Origin of the sequence: Tenacibaculum sp. Cn5-46, assembly GCF_022347705.1 — a bacterium.
GTDB lineage: Bacteria > Bacteroidota > Bacteroidia > Flavobacteriales > Flavobacteriaceae > Polaribacter > Polaribacter aiptasiae.
The window spans coordinates 303,263-325,573 of the sequence record NZ_JAKRGD010000005.1 but is presented as its reverse complement, the minus strand read 5'-3'; the positions used below and the strand labels follow the sequence as shown (position 1 = coordinate 325,573).

The following is a 22,311-nucleotide window of genomic DNA, read 5'->3' as shown; positions in this document are numbered from 1 at the left end:
GTTCGGTTTTATATGAAATAAAAAGCTTCCCAATTTGGGAAGCTTTTTTTATGGTTTTAATTGTTCAATCATTTTTTTTGCTTCTGGATTATCTGAATTTAATTTCAATGATTCTTCAAAAGCTTTCAGAGCTTCTTCATTCCTCTTTAATTTTACCAAACTATTACCATAGTAATTATAAATTCGATGCGTATAATATCCATGGTTTGGATATAATTTTAAATTGAGTTCAAAAAACTTTATAGCATCAGAATAGTTTCCTTTGTCAGCTAATGATTGTCCATATTCATTAATCAAACGTTCAGAAATTGCATACTCTGAGTCTGTATTATATTCGCTTTTTATAAATTCGATAATTTCATCAGCAGATTTTTCTGGAGAGAGTTCAACAATCATTTTTCTATTCAACATAAGTTTTCTTATAATCCACCAATAACGCCAAGAAGGGGTTTTAGTTCTCTCTGAAAGTTTAGTGTGTGTTAGGTAATCTAGTTTCGTTTTATGAGCGATTACCACATTTCTCTTAGGTATAACCGTAATAAATTGACCTGATTCATCCCAAGAAGTATAAGCATTTTCAAAATCTGGATTGTCATAAAAGCGTTCAAAAAGCCACCAAGAATATCCATAAGATTGTTGCATTGGACTTGAAATATCTCTCCGAATTCTACTTGTTACTGAATCTCTTGAAATAAATGTTGATGTAATTTTAGTAACCCAATTTTTAGAAAAAATTTGTTTTCCATCCCATTTACCTTTTTGAAGTAAAAGTTGTCCTATTTTGGCCATATCACGTGTAGAAATATGAACTTCATAAGATGTAAACATCGATTTTTTTAAGTCTCTAGTTTGATTTTGGTTTTTGATATGCCAATCCTCAAAACCTAGAGGAATTGCTAATTGATTTTCAACTTCTCTGTGAAAGTGGTTTCTAGATTTATTTTCAAGAATATAGCTGGCAACGTTGTAATCCCAATTGTTTACCATAAAATAATCACCAGGTTTTACCATACCTCTTTTTCTAACTTTGGGAAAAGTATAAAGGTATCGTTGATTTTTAGGATATATAACTCCCGATGAAGAGGTAAGTAAGTTTTCAATACTTGCTTGCTTTTCAATAGATAATAATCCGTTATATTCAGTAACATTATTAGCTCCAATGGTTTCTTGTAAATTGATTGTGTTATTCTCTACATATTTTCCAAAAAGTAAGCTTACAATACCGTTTCTAGAGTCTTTAATATCACTAATTTCAGAAACATCTCCGTATTCATATACTACCTTACCGTTTTCGAGCACCATCATACTCGTTGTTTCAGATTCTTCTTTTAAATAGTTATCTATTTCATTAAATTTTTCTGTAGTAAAATACGAGTATTGATCAATAGTTTTCTTTTCTAAAGCAATTCCTTTAAAAGAAGGTTTGTTATAAAACCAAGTTTGGATACTAGTGTATGATAATATTACCATAATAACAGCAATTGCAGCGCTTCCTTTTAAAATAGTTTCAATTTTATATTTTTTGTAGTAATAGAGCACAGTATCTTTTTTATGGACAATCAAATAAGCAACAAAAATATTAGGTATCCAACTTAACCATACAGAAATTCCATAAGCAAGGTCAAAGTTTCTAGTAGTTGAAATTAACAATGGTAACCAGAATCGTAAAGTAACAGCAGCAAATGTTCCTGCATAGCTATAGGTCATATATTCTTTATGAGCTTCAATATTTCCTTTTCTTATAGTTTTATACCCCATGTAGGTAGCAACTATCCATATAAGAGCACCAAATGTGAATCCTATTTCTGTAGGTAATCCACCTCTGGCAAAAAAGCCAATGTAAAATCCAACAGGTCCAGCAATGAAAATTGAGCCCACATAAATTTTACCAATTATTCTATGAAGCTTTATATATTTTTTTCTAATTTTTTCAGAAAATTGTATCCATCCAATCAGTAAAGCAATTCCTCCAAAAGTAATATGAACAAAAAATGAAATTTTATAAATTAGACTGTTTAGTACTTCTTGAGGTTTCATTGCTAGTAAGTCTATAGGACCATCAGCTAAAAAATATTTTAAGGGTCTTGTAATACCAATAAATAAACAAAGGCATATAAAAATAAGCCACAATAATCTCTTCATTTTGATTGAATTTTAAGTTTTGATATTCCCAAAATAGAATCAAAAAATGTGTATTTAGTTATAAAAATTGGATAAGGTATAAAACCTGTTTTTTTTGGTTAAAATAAAGGCGCATGGTACGAAAATGTACTTTTTAGGTACGAATTTTATAGACTTAAAAGATTGTTTTTATAGCTTTTTGAAACAGGTAGTTCTATTTGTGTTACAAAAATAGCATTGGCGTCTTTCCAAGATTTGAAGTGTGTTGGATTGATTAAATGAGAACGATGAATTTGAATTAAGAAGTCAAAATCTGTTTGAATTTTTTTCAATGTACTTCTAATTAATTTCGTTTTTAATTCTTCATTTTCTAGATAAAAAATTTCTACATAATTCTGAGAGTTTGAAACACAAACTAATTCTGATTCTTTAATTTTTAGAAAATCTAACTTATTAGTTCCTTTAATAACGATTTCCTTTGTTCCCTCTTTAGGAATTAACTTTAATACATACTTTCTTGCGATAATAATAATCGGCGTAATAATTAGAATAATATTGATGCTTATTTTGAAAAAAAAGTCGGGAAAGTAGTAAATCCCTTTAATTATAGGGCTTCTATAAAATGTGTATGTAATTATAGTATACAAAGTATACATGATAAGGTACATGTAAACTTCATAAGATAAGGACCACTTTTGTTCTTTACTAAATAGTTTTTTTTGAAGGATACTTATTATAAAATAACTTATAAATAGGGCTAGACTAAATCCTGTACTTACTTTTAGCCATATTTTTAAATCCATATAACCATGCTCAAAGGGTCTAGCAAAAATGCTAAACAAAAAGCCCCAAATAGTTAAAACAATGGCTATAATAGTATGATGTTCTACAGATGGATTTAATTTCATCAGATTGTTTTGGTAAAATTCAAAAATACATTTTCTCAGGAATTTAAAAACTGTAATGAGCTATTTTGTTGTAACGTTTTTATGAAAGTAAAGTATATCTGTTTAATCAATTAAAAATCTAACTATGATTAAATTACGATTTCAAAGAATAAAACAAGCATTGACATTTAGCTTTTGCTTATTGGCAATATTCACAGTTTATAGTCAAAGCAATCATTTAGCTCAAAAAAGAGAAATAGCCATAGATAATTATATAAATGAGGTAACTAAAAAGTATGGAATTACAGGAACAGCAATTGCGATACTCAAAGATGGAAAAGTTATTTATAAAAAGTACCAAGGAAAGTCTAATTTAGAGTATAACATTCCTATTTCTGAACAATCGTTGTTTAGAATGCATTCACTCTCTAAAATTTTTGTTTCAGTAGGTATATTTCAATTAATAGAGAAGAATAAAATCTCCTTAGAAGATAAGATTTCAAAATATTTAGAAGACTTACCACAAAGTTGGAAGCATATAAAAATTAAACATCTTTTATCGCATTCATCAGGTTTTCCAGATGTGATTGAATTAGAGGATGATAGCGATGAAAAAGCTATTACAGAAGATATTTATAAAAAAGAAAAAAGATTCAAACCTGGAGATAAAGCGGATTATAACCAAACAAACTTTTGGTTGTTAAATAGAATCATAAGAAAGATTTCTAAAAGAGATTTTAAGGAATTTATTTTAAAAGACCAATTTGATAGCAATGATAAAGAAGCTAGATTTTCAAATATTCAAGAAATTATTCCACATCGAATATCAGAATATAAGCCTAATAAGAAAGGACAACTTAAAAATTTTTATTTCAAAGTTCCCGAGTATTTGTATGGAGCAGCTGGTTTACACATAACATTAAATAAGTTTATTGAATGGGACAAAAAGTTAAATGATGAAAGTTTATTAAAGATTAGTAGTAAGAAGAAAATGTTAGCACCTTTTACATATAAAAAAGGCAAAGGTTTTACTGAAGGAGGTTGGGATTTACAAAACTTGAATGGTTTTTCAACTTACGGATTCAACGGAGGAGGCTTGGTAAATTATAGAAGAATTCCAAGCAAAAACTTATCCATAATTTGGTTAACTAACGGTTATAGTACTCCCTATCCAATAGAACGAGTGACTAATGCTATTGCTGGATTGATAGATGAAAATTTAAAAGATGTAACTCCATTAGTTTTCAAATCGCTTAAAAAGAGTTTTTTATTAAAAAAAGAACAGTTAGCCTTAAGTGATTTTAGCAAAGTTAAAAAGCAGTATCCTTTTATTAATTATGAAAGTGTATTAAATAGTTTGGGATATCAATTCATGAAGGAGAAGAAAATAAATAAAGCGATTTATGTTTTTAAGTTAAATACGAAAGAATATTCTAATTCAGCTAATACATTTGATAGTCTAGCGGAGGCTTATTTCATAAATAAAGAAAATAATAAAGCAAAAAAGAATTATGAAAAAGCTATTGTTTTGGGGGGAACAAGAGGAAATGCTAAAAAGATGTTAGCTAAAATTAAAAATCAAAAAAATAAATGAAGAAAAAGCAAAACTTAGTGTTGAAAATAAGTGGTTTATTATTTTCAATGTTATTGATGGGCTGTTCGCTACAAACGAAAAAAGAGTCTTTAAATACAACGGAAAATGAAGCTATAGAAAACTATGTAACACATATTCAGAAGCGACATGATATACCAGGAATTTCATTAGCTATTTTAAAAGGAGATTCAATCCTTTACAGAAAAAATTTTGGAAGGGCTAATATAGAGCACAATGTTCCTATAAAAAACGAATCTATTTTTAGGGTATATTCATTAACCAAACCTATTATTGCTGTTGCTATTTTTCAACTAATAGAAAAAGGTAAACTGTCATTGGAAGATAAGGTAGGGAAATATATAGAAGGTATTCCTGAAAGCTGGAAAAGTATAGAACTTGAATACTTATTAACGCATTCATCAGGATTACCAGATATGAGTAGTTTTCCCGAAATAGAGAAGCTTACAGAAGGGGAAGTAAAAGAGGCTGTTTTTAAAAGAGAAATTGAGTTTGATAAAGGAGAAAAATATGCTTATAATCAATCTAATTTTTGGCTTTTACAGCAAATTATAGAAAAAGTTTCTGGAGAAAAATTAGAAGATTTTATTCTTAAAAACCAATTCGAAAACGAACGTGAAAATGTATTCTTTTCTTCTAATTCAAAAGATATTGTTTTTAATAGAGTAACTCCTTATTTTCCATTTAGAACCGGTAAAATACAAATAGATCATTCAAGTTTGAAAGGGCGTTATATGCTGGCAGCAAATGGATTAAATATTACTATAGATGAGTTTATAAAATGGAATAATCGATTGAAAAAAAATCAACTTCTTAAAAAAGAAACAAAAGAAGAAATGTGGAAAGAGTTTTCATATAAAAAATCTACAAAAAAGTTTGCTTATAGTTGGGATAAACGAGTATTAAACAATCATAAGTCTTATGGGTTTTCAGGCTCCTTAGTAACAGCTTACAGAGTTTTTCCTGATGATAATTTAAGTATTCTGTTTTTTGCCAATGGCTTAGGAAATTATTTCAATATTGATAATATTATAAATCATATTGTAAGTCTGCTAGAGGAAGATATTGTAGATATAAATAATTTGATATATGAAGAATGGATGCAATCTATTTTAACTGATGAAGAAGTTGATATCAAAAAGAAGCTTGAAATTACTGAAAAAAATTATCCTGCTATAAATTTAGAAGGAATCATTAATAGTGTTGGTTATCAGTTAATAAATCAAAATAAATTAGAAAAAGCGATTTATGTTTTTAAGTTAAATACGAAAGAATATTCTAATTCTGCTAATACATTTGATAGTCTAGCGGAGGCTTACTTTGTAAATAAAGAAAATAACAAAGCAAAAAAGAATTATGAAAAAGCTATTGCTTTGGGGGGAACAAGAGGAAATGCTAAAAAGATGTTGCAAAAAATTAATGAAATAAAAAGAAGTAATTTGTAACGTTTTTAAAAAACAACAGTATATCTGTTTATAAAAATCAACTAATACACAAAAACTTGAATACACTATCAGATAACGCATTAATGCTGAAAGTAAAAAACGGAGAGCATCATAAGCTAGGGTTATTGTACGAGCGGTATAAGAAACGATTGTTTGGTTACTTCTATCATATGAATAAAGATGCCGGATTAAGTGAAGATTTAGTACAAAATGTGTTTGTAAGAGTTTTAAAATACAAGCATACGTACACGGAAGAAAGCAAATTTATCACTTGGATTTTTCAAATAGCTCGAAATGAAGGTTATGATTATTACAGAAAGCAAAAAAAACATCAACATCAAGATATTGATGAAGTAGGGTATAACTTAAATCATTCGGATGATTTTCAGCAAAAAATGGAAGTTTTAGAAAAGAAAACAATTCTTAAAAGAGCTATGGAACAATTATCATCAGAGAAAAGAGAAGTTTTAACACTAAGTAAGTTTAAAGAATTAAAATATAAAGAGGTAGGAGAAATTATTGGATGTACAGAAGGAGCAGCAAGAACCAAAGTTCATAGAGCATTGTTTGAATTAAAAGAAATATACCTAACCTTAGAAAAAAGATAATACGATGAATTATAAAGAGTTTCAAGAAATGATGATGGATTATATTTCAGATAATTTATCAATAGAGAATAGAAAAGTTTTTGAGGAATATTTAAAGAACAATCCACAATATCAAGAAGAGTTTGAACAAATGCAAGTTTTTTGGAGTGGAAGTGAAGAAGAAATTCCAGAACCAAGCACAGTCATGGATGTGAAGTTTTATACCATGTTAAATGCCTCAGAAAAAGCTTTAAAAAAAGTATCTGTGTTTAGCAAAATTACTAGCCTTTTTGAAAGTAGTTTTCCTAAACAATTAGCCTATACCTTGGCAATTTTAACAGTAGGTTTTTTTATAGGAAAGGAGTTAAATACAGAAAAAAAGCCTTTGATTGAAGAAGTTAAATATGCTCAAAAAGAAACAGAAAATGTACGTTCACAATTAGTATTAGCATTATTAGAACAGCCTTCGGCCAATAAAAGGTTACAAGCGGTAAACGAAGCAAACAAATTAAGTTCGGCTACTGAAACCGTTATTAAAGCATTGTTTACAACTTTAAATAAAGACGCAAATGTAAATGTACGATTATCGGCAGTTGAAGCATTAGCAAATTATACAGATTTGTCAATGGTTAGAGAAGGTTTGATTGCTTCTATAGTACACCAAAAATCACCATTAGTACAAATAGCATTAGCCGATTTAATGGTAGTGTTACAAGAAAAGAAAGCAGTAAAATCATTTGAAAAATTAATAGATGAAGAAGATGTTAATGAAGCTGCAAAAGAAAAAATGAAAGAAAGTATTCAACAAATAATTTAAATATGTATTTGATGTAAATGGCAAATCCTAGGCATGCTTTTTACTGAAATCAACCAAGTCATTCATCAAAAAATAAGTATTTATGAAATTTTTAAAACCAATAATAGCAGGAGTTGTATTATGTGGAATAACAACAATATCGGCACAGAGATATCAAAAAGACAAAAAGCTTAAAAGTACTGAAAGAATTACCAAAGAATTAGAATTTTCTAGAGTGTCATCAGATAATATTTTGGTAGTAGATAATGTATACGGATCAATAGATGTAGAAGGATATAATGGACATACCATTAAGTTGGAAGTTACGAAGATTATTTCAGCAGATACAAAAGAAGAATTAGCAAAAGGGAAAGAAGAAATAGGTGTAAAATCTGCCAAAAAAGATGATGCTTTATATGTTTATTTAGATTCACCATATTCAAACTTCGATTTAAAAACGGGTAGTTTTGATCATAGAGAATTTAGCTTTAATTATAGAAGGAATTATAAGCATCGTAAGAAACGTATGTATAAATACACATTAAACTATAAGATTAAAGTGCCTAAAAATGCGAGCATTGATATAAAGGCAGTAAATAATGGAAATATTAAAGTAGCCAATGTGCATGGTAAATTATTAATAGTAAAAAATATTAATGGAGCAATTGATATGACAAACGTATCAGGGAAAACCGATGTTAATGCTTTAAATGAAGATATTAATATTACTTATAGTAAAAACCCAACAGAGGAGAGCTGGTATCGTTCATTGAATGGTGATATTAATATAAAATTTAAAGATAATTTAAATGCAACAATTAGTTATAAAACAATGAATGGAGGTTTTTACACCAATTTTGATTTAGAAAAAACAACACCAAGGTTTAAAAAGGTAAAAGAGAGTAGAAAAAAAGGAACAAAATATAAGATAGCATCCAATAAGCATTTTAAAATAGGGAACGGAAATGTACATTTACATTTTGATCAGTTAAATGGAGATGCAATAGTTAAAAATTAAAAAAAATGAGTATTAAAAATATAAAAATAGGAGTGTTTAATGTGTTGTTTTTATTTGCATTCAATTTAACAGCACAAGAAACAGTAAATATTCCATTAAGTAATTCTAAGCAAGCAGGAATTTTAAAAATGGGAATTGTTAGAGGATCTATAAAAGTAGTAGGGTATGATGGTAATGAAGTTGTGGTTACAGGCAATAGGAGGAAAGATAGACATAGCAGTAGTAGAAGAGGAAAATCAGGATTAAAGAAGATTTCAAATCAATCAATGGAATTTGAAGTAGAAGAATTAGATAATACAGTTCGTATTCAAAGTTCTCCAGTAGCAACTATTGATTTTGAGATTAAAGTGCCTAAAAAGTTTTCTTTAAAAATATCTACTGTAAATCAAGGTTCTATTTATGTAGAAAATGTAGAAGGAGCAATGGATATTAGTAATACAAATGGTGGAATTGTTTTAAAAGATATTAGTGGTTCTGTGAGTGCTGATGCTTTAAATAAAGATATTGTAGTAAACTTTAAAAAAGTAACACCCAATACAGCAATGGCCTTTAGTAGTTTAAATGGGGATATCGATGTAACTTTTCCAAAGAATTTAAAAGCTGATGTAAAAATTAAATCAGATAGAGGAGAAATTTATACTGACTTTGATTTAAAAGCTAAGCCATCAAAAGCTAAAGTGACTAAAGGAAATTCTAAAAAAGGAAATGCATACAGAGTAAAAGTAGAAAACTGGATTACTGGAGCAATTAATGGAGGAGGACCAGAATTACTTTTCAAGAATTTTAATGGAGATGTAATTATAAGAAGCAATTAAAAGTTTGAATTTATATTATAAAAAAGAGCCTACTCATTGTAGGCTCTTTTTATTTTAGTATTTCTGATCATCAAGAGACTTTGTAATTGAAGATTTCACAGTACCTGTATGTAATGTTGTTTTACTTTCAATAAGCATAATAAAACATTCTTTTTCTGAAGAAACACGATGATTAACACCTTTAGGAACTACATATAAATCACCTTTATTCATTGTAAAACTAGGTTCGTTTTCAATTTCCATTAATAAAGAACCTTCTATGATATAGAATAACTCATCTTCATTTTCATGATTGTGCCAAGGAATATCTTCTCCTTTAATTTTAGCAAGTTTAACAAATTGATCGTTTACCTCAGAAATTATTTTGGGAGAAAAGTAATTTTGGATGCTTTCAAAAGCATTATTTATGTTTATCATCAGAGTTTCATTTAAGTTTCAAAGGGTGTTTAAAGTTATTTTATATTAAAAAGACCACCAAATTTTATTTGATGATCTTTTTTTAGTCTTCTTTTTTCATAGTTGTTTCCCCACTAAGCTTTTTCCATAGCTTGTTGTTTTGCCTTTTTGAGTTTTTTCCAATACAAGTACCCAAATATTAAAATTAAGTCTAGACATATAAAGTTGCTAAGCATTGCAAAAGAAAATTCATCTTTTAATTCAGTAACAGAAATTGCAATAGCATTAAAATGATTGTTAGCTCCGTGTGCTAAAATTGCAATAAAGATTGAATATCTATTATAGCCTAAGTAAGCTATAATTAAAGAGAAAGCAATACATACTAAAGGGTAAGTAACAAAAGCCTCTAAATAAGGATAGTTTGGGAAATTGTATCCTTTTAAAGCAACTGGTAAATGCCAAAAAGCCCAAATTAGTCCTAGAATAACAACCCCTTTTATTTCGCCAAAAGCATTAAATAACTTTTCTTGTAGGTAACCTCTCCATCCAATCTCTTCTCCCATTACTAAAATACTGGTAGCTAAATAACCTAACCCAATTAATAAAATTATTTCTGTTGTACCTCCAAGAATAGACCAATCAGGAGTTAATCGATATCCTAATTCTACTTGACAATAAAATCCGATTGTAACATAGCTTAAGGGGATTAGTACAGCTAATAAACTTCCTTTTAATGATGGTTTAAAAAATTGTAGAGATTTCCAATTGCCGCCTTCTTTTTTATTAATTATGATAGCAACTATTGCCGGTAAAAAACCATAGACCAATGAAAATATTGTTCTAAAAATAAGATTAGAAAAATCAAGGATATTTAAAAATAAGAATCCGATTCCCCAAGAAATTCCTAACAACCAAAGAGTATATTTTTTTGCTTTTTTAAGGTTCGTTTCTCGATACGTGTTAGTGTCAATTGTTGTGTTCATAATAATTGTTTACTCATTTAAATTTTGAGCAAAACAACTGATAAACAAGACGCAAATCGACTCATTAGATGCTATGAGACTTTTTTTTCTAAACTTTTTTTGAATTGTAAAGGAGTTATTCCTTCTTGCTGTTTAAAAACTCTATTAAAAGTAGCTTTAGAGTTAAAACCAGAATCAAAAGCAATAGCCAGTAAGGTTAAATTTTTTGAAGTACCATTGCTAATACTTTTCTTGAAATGTTGAATTCGATAAGAATTTACATATTCGTAAAAAGTAGTATTCAGTTCGGTGTTTAAATAATTGGAAAGTTTTTTGTCGGTAGTTTCCAATAGTGAAGCCGTTTCCCTCAAAGAAAGGTTTTGTTTCTTAAAAACTTGGTCTGTTTCAAAAAGCTTTTCTAGTTTTTCTTTCAATTCAGGAAAATTATAAATTTTGCTTTTTTCTTCTACTGGTGTCTTAAGAACTTTCTCTTCTTTATTAAATTCTCTTTGCAATAAAAAGACCTGTGTTTGATTCAAACCATAATATCCAATATACCATATTAAGGTAGTTAAGAATAGGAGATTAAAAGCTAATACAAATTTTAAAGATGAATAAACAAGTAACAATCCACCAGAGATTCCATCAATAAGAACAAAAATAATCAGTCCATATAACCAAATTGACAGCCATTTTAAATCGATGTTTTTTATGTAAGAATAGTTTTCTTTTACCTTTTTTCTATTTGCTTTTAAAAGCTTAAAGCTTAGGAATAAATAATATATAAAGTATCCATAACCCAAAAAAGGAATGATAAAGCTTAGTAGAATAATATTGTTTTGATAATTACTGCTGAGGTTTGGTAAAAAATACCTTGGAATACTAAATAATAAAAAGCCAATAAAAAAAGGAATCAAATCCTTAACAGTCTTTTTGGTATCAATTGTAGAATTGTATATAGATTTTATATAGTTAAATAGGAGAGGGCCTAATGCTAATGGAGCTATAGTTCCAATTGGTGTTATAAAAAAAGAGAGGTTTGTATATTCTAAATAATATGACGAGTAGGTTAGAAATAAAATTAATAAGCAAAAAAATATTCCAATTAGAATTTTGTTAGAAAAATGCTGATGTAAACGTTTTAAAATTAAAATAATTAATAAAACACATAAACTAAAACCAGAATAAAAAAGGAAATTAAATAGCTCTTTCAAAAGTCAAGAATTTTATTTGCAAAGATAAAGTCTGTCTCTATTTAATAACAGAAAAGCCTATATGAATATTACCAGTTTCTTTATCTACAAACAATTCTCTTTGTTTTACTGTACCGTGACAAGTTGTTTTTGAGCAAAATAAAGAGCCACCAGCAAGTCTAACTAAATCACCTCTTTTAGTTTCGGTTATATCCCATACATTTCCTAAAATATTAACTTCGTTTACAGGAGATATTGGGAGTTCATTTTCAGAAACAACTACTCTTTTATCTGTTTTAATTAATTCCCAATATTCATCATAATTAGGCAGTCGAGTACCAGACCATTTACAGTAGGCTATGGCATCGTTATAACTTACTTGAGTTACAGGTAAGTCTTTAGAATTTATGGTGTTTATACCATCAGGTTTTTTCCAGTTGGCACCATCAACTTTTTTAAAATCATAAACATTTACTTGTACTATAGACCATCCATATTTTTCAGCATCAGTTTTATAACCAGTTTGCTTTACAAATGTTTCAAATTGAGCATAATTTACAGGGGATAAGTTATGGTGATTTTTCTTACAAGAAAAAACTATGGATAAAGCTATAAAAGCTATGAGTTTGGTAAGGCTATTAAATTGTTTTATAAAGTACATTTTATGAATTAAGAGTCTTGGAAAATAAATATAAATAAAAAAGACCGCTAAAAACTAATTTAACGATCTTTAAACAAACAACTAAATTCTAAAACCTATAAAGTTATAGAAGCTTTTTAATAATAGTTTATCATATAATAATTACATAATGAGATAAACTATTTTATTCTTTTTAGAAGCAATATTTATTTTCTGCTTTTAACTTTTCTGCAATTGTATTACGTAGCTCAACAACGTTAGGATAGTTCGCATATTTTGTAAAACGCTTTAATCCCATTAACATCATACGTTGCTCATCACCTTCAGCAAAAGAGATAATTCCTTCTCTTCCGTTTTTAGTAATAATTTCTACAGCATTGTATAAGTATAATTTCGCCATTGCAATCTGTTCTTTTTGAGCTTCTTCACCAAAACGTTTTGCGTTTTTCTCAGTTCTCAAAATTCCAGACTCTGCCATGTAAATTTCAATTAAGATATTAGAAGCAGCAGTTAATAATTGTTGGTGTTGTTCTAACTCAGTTCCAAATTTTTGGATAGCAGCACCAGCAACCATTAAAAATACCTTCTTTAATTTTGCTATAATTTCTTTCTCTTCTGCAAACAACTCAGAATAATCTGGTGTGTCAAAAGATGGAATACCCATTAACTCTTCACCAACAGCCATAGCAGGATTTAATAAATCTACATGACCTTTCATGGCTTTCTTAACTAACATTCCTACAGATAATAATCTGTTAATTTCGTTAGTTCCTTCATAAATACGAGCAATACGAGCATCTCTCCAAGCAGATTCCATTGGAGTCTCTTCAGAGAATCCCATACCTCCGTAAACTTGGATTCCTTCATCAGAACAGTTTTGAACATCTTCAGAAACAGCTACTTTTAAGATTGAACATTCAATAGCGTATTCCTCAACACCTTTTAATTCTGCTTCTTGATGTGTGTTTCCTTCTGATTCACGGATAGCGATTCTATCTTCAATGTTTTTAGCAGCTCTATACGATGCAGACTCTCCAACATAAGCATTGGTAGCCATTTCTGCTAATTTCATTTTAATAGCTCCAAATTCAGAGATAGGAGTTTTAAATTGTTTACGTTCGTTAGCGTAATTTACAGCGTGATCAATAATTCTTCTTTGAGAATCTAAACAAGCAGCTGCTAATTTAATACGTCCAACGTTTAATGCGTTCATAGCGATTTTGAATCCACCACCACGAACTGATAACATATTTTCTACTGGTACTAATGTATCGTTAAAGAATACCTGACGAGTAGAAGAAGCACGGATACCTAATTTATGCTCTTCCTCTCCTAAAGTAACCCCGTTAGGATTGTTTTTATCATATTCTAAGATAAAACCAGTAATGTTTTTATCATCTTCTATACGAGCAAAAACGATAAAGATTTCAGCAAAACCTGCATTAGAAATCCACATCTTTTGTCCGTTAATTTTATAATGTTTACCGTCTTCAGTTAATTCGGCAGTAGTTTTACCAGAATTAGCATCCGATCCAGCTCCTGGTTCAGTTAAACAGTAAGCTCCAAAACGCTCACCCATTGCTAAAGCAGGAACAAATTTTTGCTTTTGCTCTTCTGTACCATATAAAGTAATTGGCATTGTTCCAATACCTGTGTGTGCACCAAAAGCAGTACTAAAAGAACCAGTTCCACTTGAAATATAATCACAAGTTAACATCGTAGAAACAAATCCCATTCCTAATCCACCGTAAGCTTCAGGAACAGAAACACCTAAGAAACCTAATTCACCAGCTTTACGCATAGTTTCTTCAGTTAAGGCATAATCTTTCTTTTCAAAACGCTCTTTATGAGGAATGATTTCACGGTCGTTAAATTCTTTAACCGCTTCTTTCATCATATTTTGCTCTTCAGAAAAATCTTCTGGAGTGAATACATCTTCACAGTTTGTTTCCTTTACAAGAAACTGCCCACCACGTAAAATATCTTTCTTTAATTCTGACATAATATTTTTAGATTTTAGTAATCAGTAGTGAGTATTGAGTTACTAACTACTTTTTTGATTTTAAATTTATTTTTTTAGGAGTAGAGAAAAACCTCAATACTCATTACTTATATCTTATTCCTAGTTTAAAAATTCGAAAATACCAGCAGCACCTTGTCCAGTACCTACACACATAGTTACCATACCGTACTTTCCTTGCATGTTACGCTTACGCATTTCATCAAATAATTGAACTGATAATTTAGCTCCAGTACAACCTAATGGGTGTCCTAAAGCGATTGCTCCACCATTTACATTAATGATGTCTGCATCTAGTCCTAATTCGCGAATTACTGCTAATGATTGAGAAGCAAATGCTTCGTTCAATTCTATTAAGCTAATGTCTTCCTGCTTTAATCCAGCTTGTTTTAACGCCTTTGGAATAGCAGCAACTGGTCCAATTCCCATAATTCTTGGTGGAACACCAGCAGCAGCATAACTTACCATACGTGCTATTGGTTTTAGGTTTAATTCCTTAACCATATCTTCGCTCATAACCATAACAAAAGCAGCTCCATCACTTGTTTGTGAAGAGTTACCCGCTGTAACACTACCACCAGCAGCAAATACTGGTTTTAAGCGCTCTAATCCAGCTATGTTTGATCCTTTACGTGGACCTTCGTCTTTTGTTACTGTAAATTTTCTTGTAGCTCTTTTACCATTAGCATCTACATAAGTTTCTTCAACTTCAATAGGAACTATTTGGTCTTGGAAACGATTTTCTTCTTGAGCTTTTAATGCTTTTAAGTGAGAGTTTAAAGCAAACTCATCTTGATCTTTACGAGAAATGTTATATTTCTGAGCAACCTCTTCGGCTGTATTTCCCATTCCCCAGTAATAATCAGCATGACCATCAGCTACGATATCGTAGTTTAATTCTGGTTTAAATCCTGTCATAGGTACAGAACTCATACTTTCAGCACCTCCAGCAATAATACAATCTGCCATTCCAGATTGAATCTTTGCTACTGCCATACCTATAGTTTCTAATCCAGAAGAACAGAAACGGTTTACAGTTACTCCAGGAACATCTTCAGTTTTTAATCCCATTAAAGAAATTAAACGAGCCATGTTTAATCCTTGAGAACCTTCTGGCATTGCGTTACCAACGATAACATCGTCAATTCGTTTTTTATCGAACTCAGGTAACTGCTTCATCATATAATCGATTGTTTCAGCAGCTAACTCATCAGCTCTTTTAAATCTGAACGCACCTTTTTTAGATTTACCTACGGCGGTTCTATATCCTTTTACTATATATGCTGTTTTCATCTTTTAGTTTCTTAATGGTTTACCAGTTTTTAACATGTGTTGAATACGCTCTAACGTTTTACGTTCTGTAGCTAAGCTTAAGAATGCTTCACGTTCAAGGTTTAATAAATACTGTTCAGAAACTTTTGTTGGTTCTGATAAATCTCCACCAGCCATTACATAGGCTAATTTGTTTGCAATCTTTTGATCGTGTTCTGATATAAATCTACTTGCTTGCATAGAATCTGTAGCTACTAAGAATGCACCTAATGCTTGTTTTCCAAGTACTAATACATCATCTTTACGAGCAGCAGGTTGTGTATATCCAGCTTCAGCTAGTAACAATGCATGTTTCTTAGCTTCTGCAATTTGACGATCTCTATTTACTACAACTACATCTTTACCTTTTTCTAATAAACCTAAATCGAAAGCTTCATATGCTGAAGTTCCTACTTTAGCCATACCTATAGTTAAGAAATACTCTTGTAATACATTTAATTGTACATCTCCTTTACGGAAAGTGTCAGAGGCACGTAATGCCATTTCTTTAGAACCACCTCCACCAGGGATAACTCCAACTCCAAATTCTACTAATCCCATATAAGTTTCAGCAGCAGCAACAACTTTATCAGCGTGTAATGATAATTCACATCCACCACCTAAAGCCATACCATGTGGAGCAGCAATTGTAGGAATTGCAGAATAACGCATACGCATCATTGTATCTTGGAAATACTTGATAGCCATATTTAATTCGTCATACTCTTGCTCTACAGCCATCATAAAAATCATTCCAATATTAGCACCAACAGAGAAGTTTGCTCCTTGGTTACCAATTACTAATCCTTGGAAGTCTTTTTCAGCTAAATCAACTGCTTTGTTTAATCCCGCTAAAACATCTCCACCAATAGTGTTCATTTTAGATTGGAATTCACAGTTTAAGATACCATCTCCTAAATCTTCAATAACAACCCCTGAGTTTTTAAATACCTCATTTGTTTTACGAATATTATCTAAGATGATGAACGAATCCTGACCTGGTTTTTTAGTTTGAGCTTTTGCTGTTACATCATAGTAATAAGTAGCTCCATCTTTAACTGTATAGAAAGATTTAGATCCTTTTGCTAGCATTTCAGTAACCCAAGCAGCTGGCTCTTTTCCTTCAGCTTTCATTAATTCGATACCTTTTTCTACACCTACAGCATCCCAAATTTCGAAAGGTCCATTTTCCCATCCGAAACCAGCTTTCATGGCATCGTCAATTTTATATAAATCGTCAGAGATTTCTGGAATTCTATTTTGAACGTATGCAAACATTGCTGCAAAGTTCTTACGGTAGAATTCACCCGCTTTATCTTTTCCTCCAACTAATACTTTAAAACGATCAATTGGTTTATCTATAGTTTTTGTTAATTCTAACGTAGCAAACTTCGCACGTTTTTTAGCACGATATTCCATCGTATCTAAATCTAACGATAAGATCTCTTTCTTTCCTTCTGCGTTAACAGTTTTCTTGTAGAAACCTTGCTTAGTTTTACTTCCTAACCATTTATTTTCCATCATTGTATTGATGAAATCTGGTAACTTGAATAATTCGTGCGCTTCGTCGTTAGGACAGTTGTCGTAAATACCATTAGCAACATGTACTAAAGTATCTAAACCAACAACATCAACAGTACGGAAAGTAGCAGACTTAGGACGTCCAATAACTGGTCCTGTTAATTTATCTACTTCTTCAATAGTTAATCCTAATTCTTTTACTTGGTGGAATAACGATTGGATTCCGAAAATACCAATTCTATTACCAATAAAAGCAGGAGTATCTTTAGCTAATACAGAAGTTTTTCCTAAGAATTTAGAACCGTAATCCATTAAGAAGTCAGTAACCTCTTGCTTACAGTTAGGTCCAGGAACAACTTCAAATAATTTTAAATAACGAGGAGGGTTAAAAAAGTGAGTTACAGCAAAGTGCTTTTGGAAATCTTCACTTCTTCCTTCATTCATAAATTTGATAGGAATCCCCGAAGTATTTGATGAAATAATAGTACCAGGCTTACGGTACTTTTCTAATTTTTCAAAAACGATTTTTTTAATATCTAATCGCTCTACAACAACTTCCATAATCCAATCTACATCAGCAACCTTAGCGATATCATCTTCTAAGTTACCAGTAGTAATTCTACTAGCAAACTCTTTTTTGTAAATAGGAGATGGCTTCGATTTTAACGAAGCAGCTAAAGCATCATTAACCAAACGATTACGAACAGCTTTGTCTTCTAACGTTAATCCTTTTGCTTTTTCTTTGTCGTTAAGTTCTCTAGGAACAATGTCTAATAATAAGACTTCAACGCCAATGTTGGCAAAATGACATGCAATACCACTTCCCATAATACCAGAACCGATAATTGCTACTTTTTTAATTCTTCTTGTCATTTGTTTGTTGGTTTGTTTTATACAGCTTTTTTGTCAATATCATTATCGTATATTAACTTGTCTGTAATAAGTTTGTTTATTGTAGTTGTTACTTTAAAGAAGTTTTCCAATTCTTCTTCAGTAATATGTTCTCTTACTTTATTGTTAAATTGATATACATGGCCTTTAGAAACTTCTCGCATTTCTTTACCATAATCGGTTAACTTAATAATAACACTTCTACCATCATTAGGATTTTTCTCTCTGTATATAACCCCTTTATCTTCCATTGTTTTTAATAAACGAGAAAGACTAGTAGGTTCCATTCCCATTAAAGGGCCTAAGGCTGTAGAAGGCGTACCGTTTTCATAATCTATGTTCAATAAAACAAAAGCAGTTGCCATTGTACTATCGTGCTTTGCAGCTTGTTCGTTATACAATTTTGCAACAGCTTGCCAAGTAGCTCTTAATTGGTGATCTATTGATTTACTTTTATCCATCGTTGTCAAAGATATAAAAATTTATTATGCATGCATAGTATTTTGCAAAAAAGTTATGCGTGCATAATAAAATTAACATACAGATAACGTAACGAAAGGCACTAAGGGCTTACTAATTAGTAGTTTTAAATTGTATATGATGAAACGTATAATTGGTATTGATGTGGCAAGAGCATTGGCTGTAATAGGAATGATTATAGTTAATTTTAAAGTTGCGTTTGGAAATAATGGAAATCAGACATTAAAATACTTTACAAGCTTATTTGAAGGAAAAGCTGCTGCTACTTTTGTGGTATTAGCAGGAGTAGGGTTGGCATTTATGTCTAACTCAAGTATTCAAAATAGAGATCAACAAAAGCTTCATATTGTTAGAAACAAAATTATAAAAAGAGCCGTTTTTCTATTTATAATAGGTGTAGTGTATTTGCCTATTTGGATTGCTGATATTCTACATTTCTATGGAATCTATATGCTTCTAACTGTATTGTTTTTAACAGTTGATAAATCAAAAATATTACTTGTTGCTGGAGCGATTATACTTTTGTATCCAGTTCTTATGCTATTCTTCGATTATGATATTGGCTGGGATTATAAAACATTTGAATATCATAATTTTTGGACACTATCCGGATTTACGAGGAATCTATTTTACAATGGTTTTCATCCAGTTATTCCTTGGGTATCTTTTATGTTAATTGGTCTTTGGTTTGGAAAACAGAATTTAGCAAACCAAAGATTTGTTAAGAAATCAATGATTGTCAGTATGAGCGTTTTTGTAATTACGGTGATTGTCTCTAAAACTCTACTTTATATATTTTCTGAAGGAAATACTGAAACCTTTAATGAGTTAAGTCAGGTTTTAGGAACGAGTCCTATGCCTCCTTTACCTTTTTATATGATTGCAGGAAGTAGCTTCGCTATAGGAGTAATCTCAATATGTATTTTAATTTCAAATAAATACAAAGAGCATTTTATTGTTCAGGTATTAAAAAGCACAGGTCAATTAGCCCTGACATTTTATGTAGCACATGTTGTTATAGGAATGGGAATAGTTGCTGTTTTAAATCCAGAAAATATGGGGAGTTACTCAATTACGTTCTCCTTTACCTATGCTTTATTGTTTAGTTTTTTATGTATAGTGTTTGCTTATTTGTGGACACAAAAAAAGGAACAAGGACCTTTGGAGTGGGTAATTAGAAAACTAACTAATTAAGGTTCTTTATAATAAAAAAGAAATGTTCAGTGTAACAAAATGGAAAAGAAATATACTAATCTATATAAAATATGTAAGTTTGTCATTAGCTGTTCTTTGACAAACAGCAACCAATTAATCAACTTTAAAATCTATGGATAATTTATTAGAAATTAATAATGTAGTAAAACGCTATGGGGAGTATACTGCATTAAACAATGTATCTATGCACATTCCTAAGGGAAGTGTTTTTGGTCTTTTGGGACCTAATGGTGCAGGAAAAACATCTTTGATTAGAATTATTAATCAAATAACAATGCCCGACAGTGGAGGTGTTATTTTAGATGGTGAAAAATTAGCTCCAAACCACATAGAGCACATTGGATACCTACCAGAAGAAAGAGGTTTGTACAAAAGTATGAAAGTTGGAGAGCAAGCTTTGTACTTAGCACAGCTTAAAGGATTGAGTAAATCGGAAGCTAAAAAACGCTTAAAATATTGGTTTGATAAGTTTGATATAGGTGCTTGGTGGGGTAAAAAAATTGAAGAGTTATCTAAAGGAATGGCTCAAAAAGTACAGTTTATTGTAACTGTTTTACACCAACCTAAATTATTAATTTTTGATGAGCCTTTCTCAGGGTTTGATCCTATCAATGCACAATTAATAGCAAAAGAAATTTTACAATTAAGAGACGAAGGAGCTACGATTATTTTTTCAACGCACAGAATGGAAAGTGTTGAGGAAATGTGCGATTATATTGCTTTAATTAACAAGTCTAACAAAATATTAGACGGTAAATTAGATGATATAAAGAAAGAGTTTAGAACTAATACTTTTCAAGTTGGTTTAAATACTTCAAACGGAAAAGAGGTAGAAGCGAAACTAAAAGAGAACTTTAAAGTGTTACCTGCTGATTTCAGATTATTAAACGATGGTTTAAAGTTAAACGTAAAATTAACAGAAGGAAATACAGCAAACGATTTATTATCGTATTTAACAACACAAGGACAAGTACAACATTTTGTAGAATTAATACCAAGTGCCAACGATATCTTTATTGAGGCAGTAAATAAAAACAGTTAAGCTATGAGTAGATTAAAGTTAATTATAGAACGCGAGTTTATTGCTAAGGTTAGAAATAAATCATTCATAGTAATGACTTTCTTAAGTCCTTTACTAATGATTGGTATGGGAGCATTGGTGTTTTTCTTAATGAAGAAAAACGATGAGAAAGTTAAAAAAATCGTTTTTGTAGACGAGTCAGGATTGTTTGCAAAAGATGTATTTAAAGATTCAAAAACTGTAAAATATGAAGACTTTACAGCTTTAGGTCTCGACGATTCTAAAAAGAAAGTTGAAGAAGGAGATTACTACGGAGCTTTATACATTCCTAAAAAAGATAGTTTAGAAATATTAGCAAACTCAATTGAGTTTTTCTCAAAAGATTCGCCTAGTATGACTATCATGGCAAGCTTAGAGAATAAAATTGAAAAGAAACTTAGAAACGAGAAGTTAAATAAGTTTGGAATAGATTTAGAACATATAAAAGCATCTAAAATTTCATCAGACATTAAGATGTTTAATTTCTCAGGAGAGAAGTCGTCTAAATTAATCAATGGATTAAAAATTGGAGTAGGAGCCATAGCTGGATATTTATTAATGATGTTTGTAATGATTTATGGAACATCTGTAATGCGAAGTGTTATTGAAGAGAAAACAAGTAGAATTATAGAAGTAATTGTTTCTTCAGTAAAACCTTTCCAGTTAATGCTAGGTAAAATTATAGGTAATGCTTCGGCAGGATTGTTACAATTCTTTATTTGGGGTATTTTATTCTTTGTGTTTAGTTTAATAGCATCTTCGTTCTTAGGAATAGATATGATGGAAATGCAAACAGCAAAAGTATCGCCAGAACAAATGGAGGCTATGCAACAAGCAGCTGGAAGCAAAGGAGAAATGATTATTCAGGAAATATTTAGGTTACCATTATTAAAAATGTTCTTACTATTTATTTTCTATTTCTTAGGAGGTTATATGTTATATAGTTCATTATTTGCTGCTGTAGGAGCTGCTGTTGATAATGAAACAGACACACAACAATTTATGATGCCAATTATGTTGCCATTAATATTAGGAGTATATGTTGGTTTCGCAACTGTAATAAACGATCCTCATGGACCAGTTTCTGTGGTATTCTCATATATACCATTTACCTCGCCAATAGTAATGCTAATGCGTATTCCATTTGGAGTTGCTTGGTGGGAAATCGCAATTTCGATGTTGTTATTAGTTGTTACGTTTGTCTTAATTGTATGGGTAGCAGCTAAGATTTATAGAGTAGGTATTTTAATGTATGGTAAGAAACCAAGCTATAAAGATTTATGGAAATGGATTAAATACAACGGATAAAAACAAAATAGTAAAAAGCAGTTATCAGAAAAA

At 30.3% G+C, this 22,311-nt stretch carries 19 protein-coding genes and 2 pseudogenes; 9 read left to right on the top strand and 12 right to left on the bottom strand.

Annotated features, from left to right (window positions below):
- Positions 1-48: 48 nt before the first annotated feature.
- Both MHN29_RS12185 and MHN29_RS12180 read right to left on the bottom strand, forming a co-directional pair.
- Positions 49-2,142, bottom strand: coding sequence for a DUF2306 domain-containing protein (locus tag MHN29_RS12185; RefSeq protein ID WP_235276013.1), 2,094 nt, complete (start codon positions 2,140-2,142; stop codon positions 49-51).
- A gap of 146 nt (positions 2,143-2,288) precedes the next feature.
- Positions 2,289-3,029 (bottom strand): LytTR family DNA-binding domain-containing protein, encoded by a 741-nt coding sequence (locus MHN29_RS12180; protein ID WP_235276012.1) that lies wholly within the window; start codon positions 3,027-3,029, stop codon positions 2,289-2,291.
- Between the two features lie 124 nt (positions 3,030-3,153).
- Between MHN29_RS12180 and MHN29_RS12175 the strand changes: the two genes are divergently transcribed.
- The 6 genes from MHN29_RS12175 (at position 3,154) to MHN29_RS12150 (ending at position 9,281) form a co-directional block, all read left to right on the top strand.
- On the top strand, positions 3,154-4,602 hold the full coding sequence (locus MHN29_RS12175; protein ID WP_235276011.1) for a serine hydrolase: 1,449 nt from the start codon (positions 3,154-3,156) through the stop codon (positions 4,600-4,602).
- Positions 4,599-6,065, top strand: coding sequence for a serine hydrolase (locus tag MHN29_RS12170; protein ID WP_235276010.1), 1,467 nt, complete (start codon positions 4,599-4,601; stop codon positions 6,063-6,065). The genes MHN29_RS12175 and MHN29_RS12170 overlap by 4 nt, the downstream gene beginning before the upstream one ends.
- A 56-nt stretch (positions 6,066-6,121) precedes the next feature.
- Positions 6,122-6,673, top strand: coding sequence for an RNA polymerase sigma factor (locus MHN29_RS12165; protein ID WP_217701387.1), 552 nt, complete (start codon positions 6,122-6,124; stop codon positions 6,671-6,673).
- A gap of 4 nt (positions 6,674-6,677) precedes the next feature.
- Positions 6,678-7,469, top strand: coding sequence for a HEAT repeat domain-containing protein (locus MHN29_RS12160; RefSeq protein WP_235276009.1), 792 nt, complete (start codon positions 6,678-6,680; stop codon positions 7,467-7,469).
- 82 nt (positions 7,470-7,551) lie between these two features.
- Complete coding sequence (locus tag MHN29_RS12155; RefSeq protein WP_235276008.1) at positions 7,552-8,466, top strand: DUF4097 family beta strand repeat-containing protein; 915 nt, start codon at positions 7,552-7,554, stop codon at positions 8,464-8,466.
- A 5-nt stretch (positions 8,467-8,471) separates the two neighbouring features.
- Positions 8,472-9,281 carry a DUF4097 family beta strand repeat-containing protein gene (locus MHN29_RS12150; RefSeq protein ID WP_235276007.1) on the top strand — a complete coding sequence of 270 codons (810 nt, stop codon included), beginning with the start codon at positions 8,472-8,474 and terminating at the stop codon, positions 9,279-9,281.
- A 54-nt stretch (positions 9,282-9,335) separates the two neighbouring features.
- On the opposite strand, the gene MHN29_RS12145 is transcribed toward MHN29_RS12150, so the two are convergent.
- From MHN29_RS12145 to MHN29_RS12110, 10 genes and pseudogenes are all read right to left on the bottom strand, one after another.
- On the bottom strand, positions 9,336-9,698 hold the full coding sequence (locus MHN29_RS12145; RefSeq protein WP_175578748.1) for a cupin domain-containing protein: 363 nt from the start codon (positions 9,696-9,698) through the stop codon (positions 9,336-9,338).
- Positions 9,699-9,811: 113 nt separating this feature from the next.
- Complete coding sequence (locus MHN29_RS12140) at positions 9,812-10,660, bottom strand: CPBP family intramembrane glutamic endopeptidase (protein WP_235276006.1); 849 nt, start codon at positions 10,658-10,660, stop codon at positions 9,812-9,814.
- A 71-nt stretch (positions 10,661-10,731) separates the two neighbouring features.
- A complete protein-coding gene (locus MHN29_RS12135; protein WP_235276005.1) occupies positions 10,732-11,853 on the bottom strand; it encodes an AraC family transcriptional regulator in 1,122 nt (373 codons plus the stop codon).
- 37 nt (positions 11,854-11,890) lie between these two features.
- Positions 11,891-12,493, bottom strand: a complete 603-nt coding sequence (locus MHN29_RS12130; protein ID WP_235276004.1) for an SUMF1/EgtB/PvdO family nonheme iron enzyme — start codon at positions 12,491-12,493, stop codon at positions 11,891-11,893.
- Positions 12,494-12,665: 172 nt separating this feature from the next.
- A complete protein-coding gene (locus MHN29_RS12125) occupies positions 12,666-14,474 on the bottom strand; it encodes an acyl-CoA dehydrogenase family protein (RefSeq protein ID WP_150900857.1) in 1,809 nt (602 codons plus the stop codon).
- A gap of 120 nt (positions 14,475-14,594) precedes the next feature.
- Entirely contained in the window at positions 14,595-15,785 is a 1,191-nt protein-coding gene (locus MHN29_RS12120; RefSeq protein WP_150900858.1) for an acetyl-CoA C-acyltransferase, read from the bottom strand.
- 3 nt (positions 15,786-15,788) lie between these two features.
- Positions 15,789-16,697: pseudogene (locus MHN29_RS18370) on the bottom strand (enoyl-CoA hydratase/isomerase family protein); the annotation flags it as partial.
- Between the two features lie 314 nt (positions 16,698-17,011).
- Entirely contained in the window at positions 17,012-17,110 is a 99-nt protein-coding gene (locus MHN29_RS18365) for a helix-turn-helix domain-containing protein (protein ID WP_370630577.1), read from the bottom strand.
- Between the two features lie 178 nt (positions 17,111-17,288).
- Positions 17,289-18,197: pseudogene (locus tag MHN29_RS18360) on the bottom strand (3-hydroxyacyl-CoA dehydrogenase family protein); the annotation flags it as partial.
- A gap of 17 nt (positions 18,198-18,214) precedes the next feature.
- A complete protein-coding gene (locus MHN29_RS12110; RefSeq protein WP_235276002.1) occupies positions 18,215-18,676 on the bottom strand; it encodes a MarR family winged helix-turn-helix transcriptional regulator in 462 nt (153 codons plus the stop codon).
- Between the two features lie 139 nt (positions 18,677-18,815).
- On the opposite strand from MHN29_RS12110, the gene MHN29_RS12105 reads away from it, so the two are divergent.
- The 3 genes from MHN29_RS12105 (at position 18,816) to MHN29_RS12095 (ending at position 22,278) form a co-directional block, all read left to right on the top strand.
- Positions 18,816-19,889, top strand: coding sequence for a DUF418 domain-containing protein (locus MHN29_RS12105; RefSeq protein ID WP_235276001.1), 1,074 nt, complete (start codon positions 18,816-18,818; stop codon positions 19,887-19,889).
- A gap of 133 nt (positions 19,890-20,022) precedes the next feature.
- Positions 20,023-20,952 (top strand): ABC transporter ATP-binding protein, encoded by a 930-nt coding sequence (locus MHN29_RS12100; protein WP_235276000.1) that lies wholly within the window; start codon positions 20,023-20,025, stop codon positions 20,950-20,952.
- Positions 20,953-20,955: 3 nt separating this feature from the next.
- Entirely contained in the window at positions 20,956-22,278 is a 1,323-nt protein-coding gene (locus MHN29_RS12095; protein ID WP_235275999.1) for an ABC transporter permease, read from the top strand.
- The last annotated feature ends 33 nt before the right edge of the window (positions 22,279-22,311 follow it).

Coding starts and splice junctions, on each gene's coding strand:
- MHN29_RS12130 (WP_235276004.1), bottom strand. CDS start 12,493: ATGTACTTTATAAAACAATTTAATAGCCTTACCAAACTCATAGCTTTT.
- MHN29_RS12120 (WP_150900858.1), bottom strand. CDS start 15,785: ATGAAAACAGCATATATAGTAAAAGGATATAGAACCGCCGTAGGTAAA.
- MHN29_RS12095 (WP_235275999.1), top strand. CDS start 20,956: ATGAGTAGATTAAAGTTAATTATAGAACGCGAGTTTATTGCTAAGGTT.
- MHN29_RS12175 (WP_235276011.1), top strand. CDS start 3,154: ATGATTAAATTACGATTTCAAAGAATAAAACAAGCATTGACATTTAGC.
- MHN29_RS12180 (WP_235276012.1), bottom strand. CDS start 3,029: ATGAAATTAAATCCATCTGTAGAACATCATACTATTATAGCCATTGTT.
- MHN29_RS12185 (WP_235276013.1), bottom strand. CDS start 2,142: ATGAAGAGATTATTGTGGCTTATTTTTATATGCCTTTGTTTATTTATT.
- MHN29_RS12100 (WP_235276000.1), top strand. CDS start 20,023: ATGGATAATTTATTAGAAATTAATAATGTAGTAAAACGCTATGGGGAG.
- MHN29_RS12125 (WP_150900857.1), bottom strand. CDS start 14,474: ATGTCAGAATTAAAGAAAGATATTTTACGTGGTGGGCAGTTTCTTGTA.
- MHN29_RS12150 (WP_235276007.1), top strand. CDS start 8,472: ATGAGTATTAAAAATATAAAAATAGGAGTGTTTAATGTGTTGTTTTTA.
- MHN29_RS12110 (WP_235276002.1), bottom strand. CDS start 18,676: ATGGATAAAAGTAAATCAATAGATCACCAATTAAGAGCTACTTGGCAA.
- MHN29_RS12155 (WP_235276008.1), top strand. CDS start 7,552: ATGAAATTTTTAAAACCAATAATAGCAGGAGTTGTATTATGTGGAATA.
- MHN29_RS12140 (WP_235276006.1), bottom strand. CDS start 10,660: ATGAACACAACAATTGACACTAACACGTATCGAGAAACGAACCTTAAA.
- MHN29_RS12105 (WP_235276001.1), top strand. CDS start 18,816: ATGAAACGTATAATTGGTATTGATGTGGCAAGAGCATTGGCTGTAATA.
- MHN29_RS12170 (WP_235276010.1), top strand. CDS start 4,599: ATGAAGAAAAAGCAAAACTTAGTGTTGAAAATAAGTGGTTTATTATTT.
- MHN29_RS12160 (WP_235276009.1), top strand. CDS start 6,678: ATGAATTATAAAGAGTTTCAAGAAATGATGATGGATTATATTTCAGAT.
- MHN29_RS12145 (WP_175578748.1), bottom strand. CDS start 9,698: ATGATAAACATAAATAATGCTTTTGAAAGCATCCAAAATTACTTTTCT.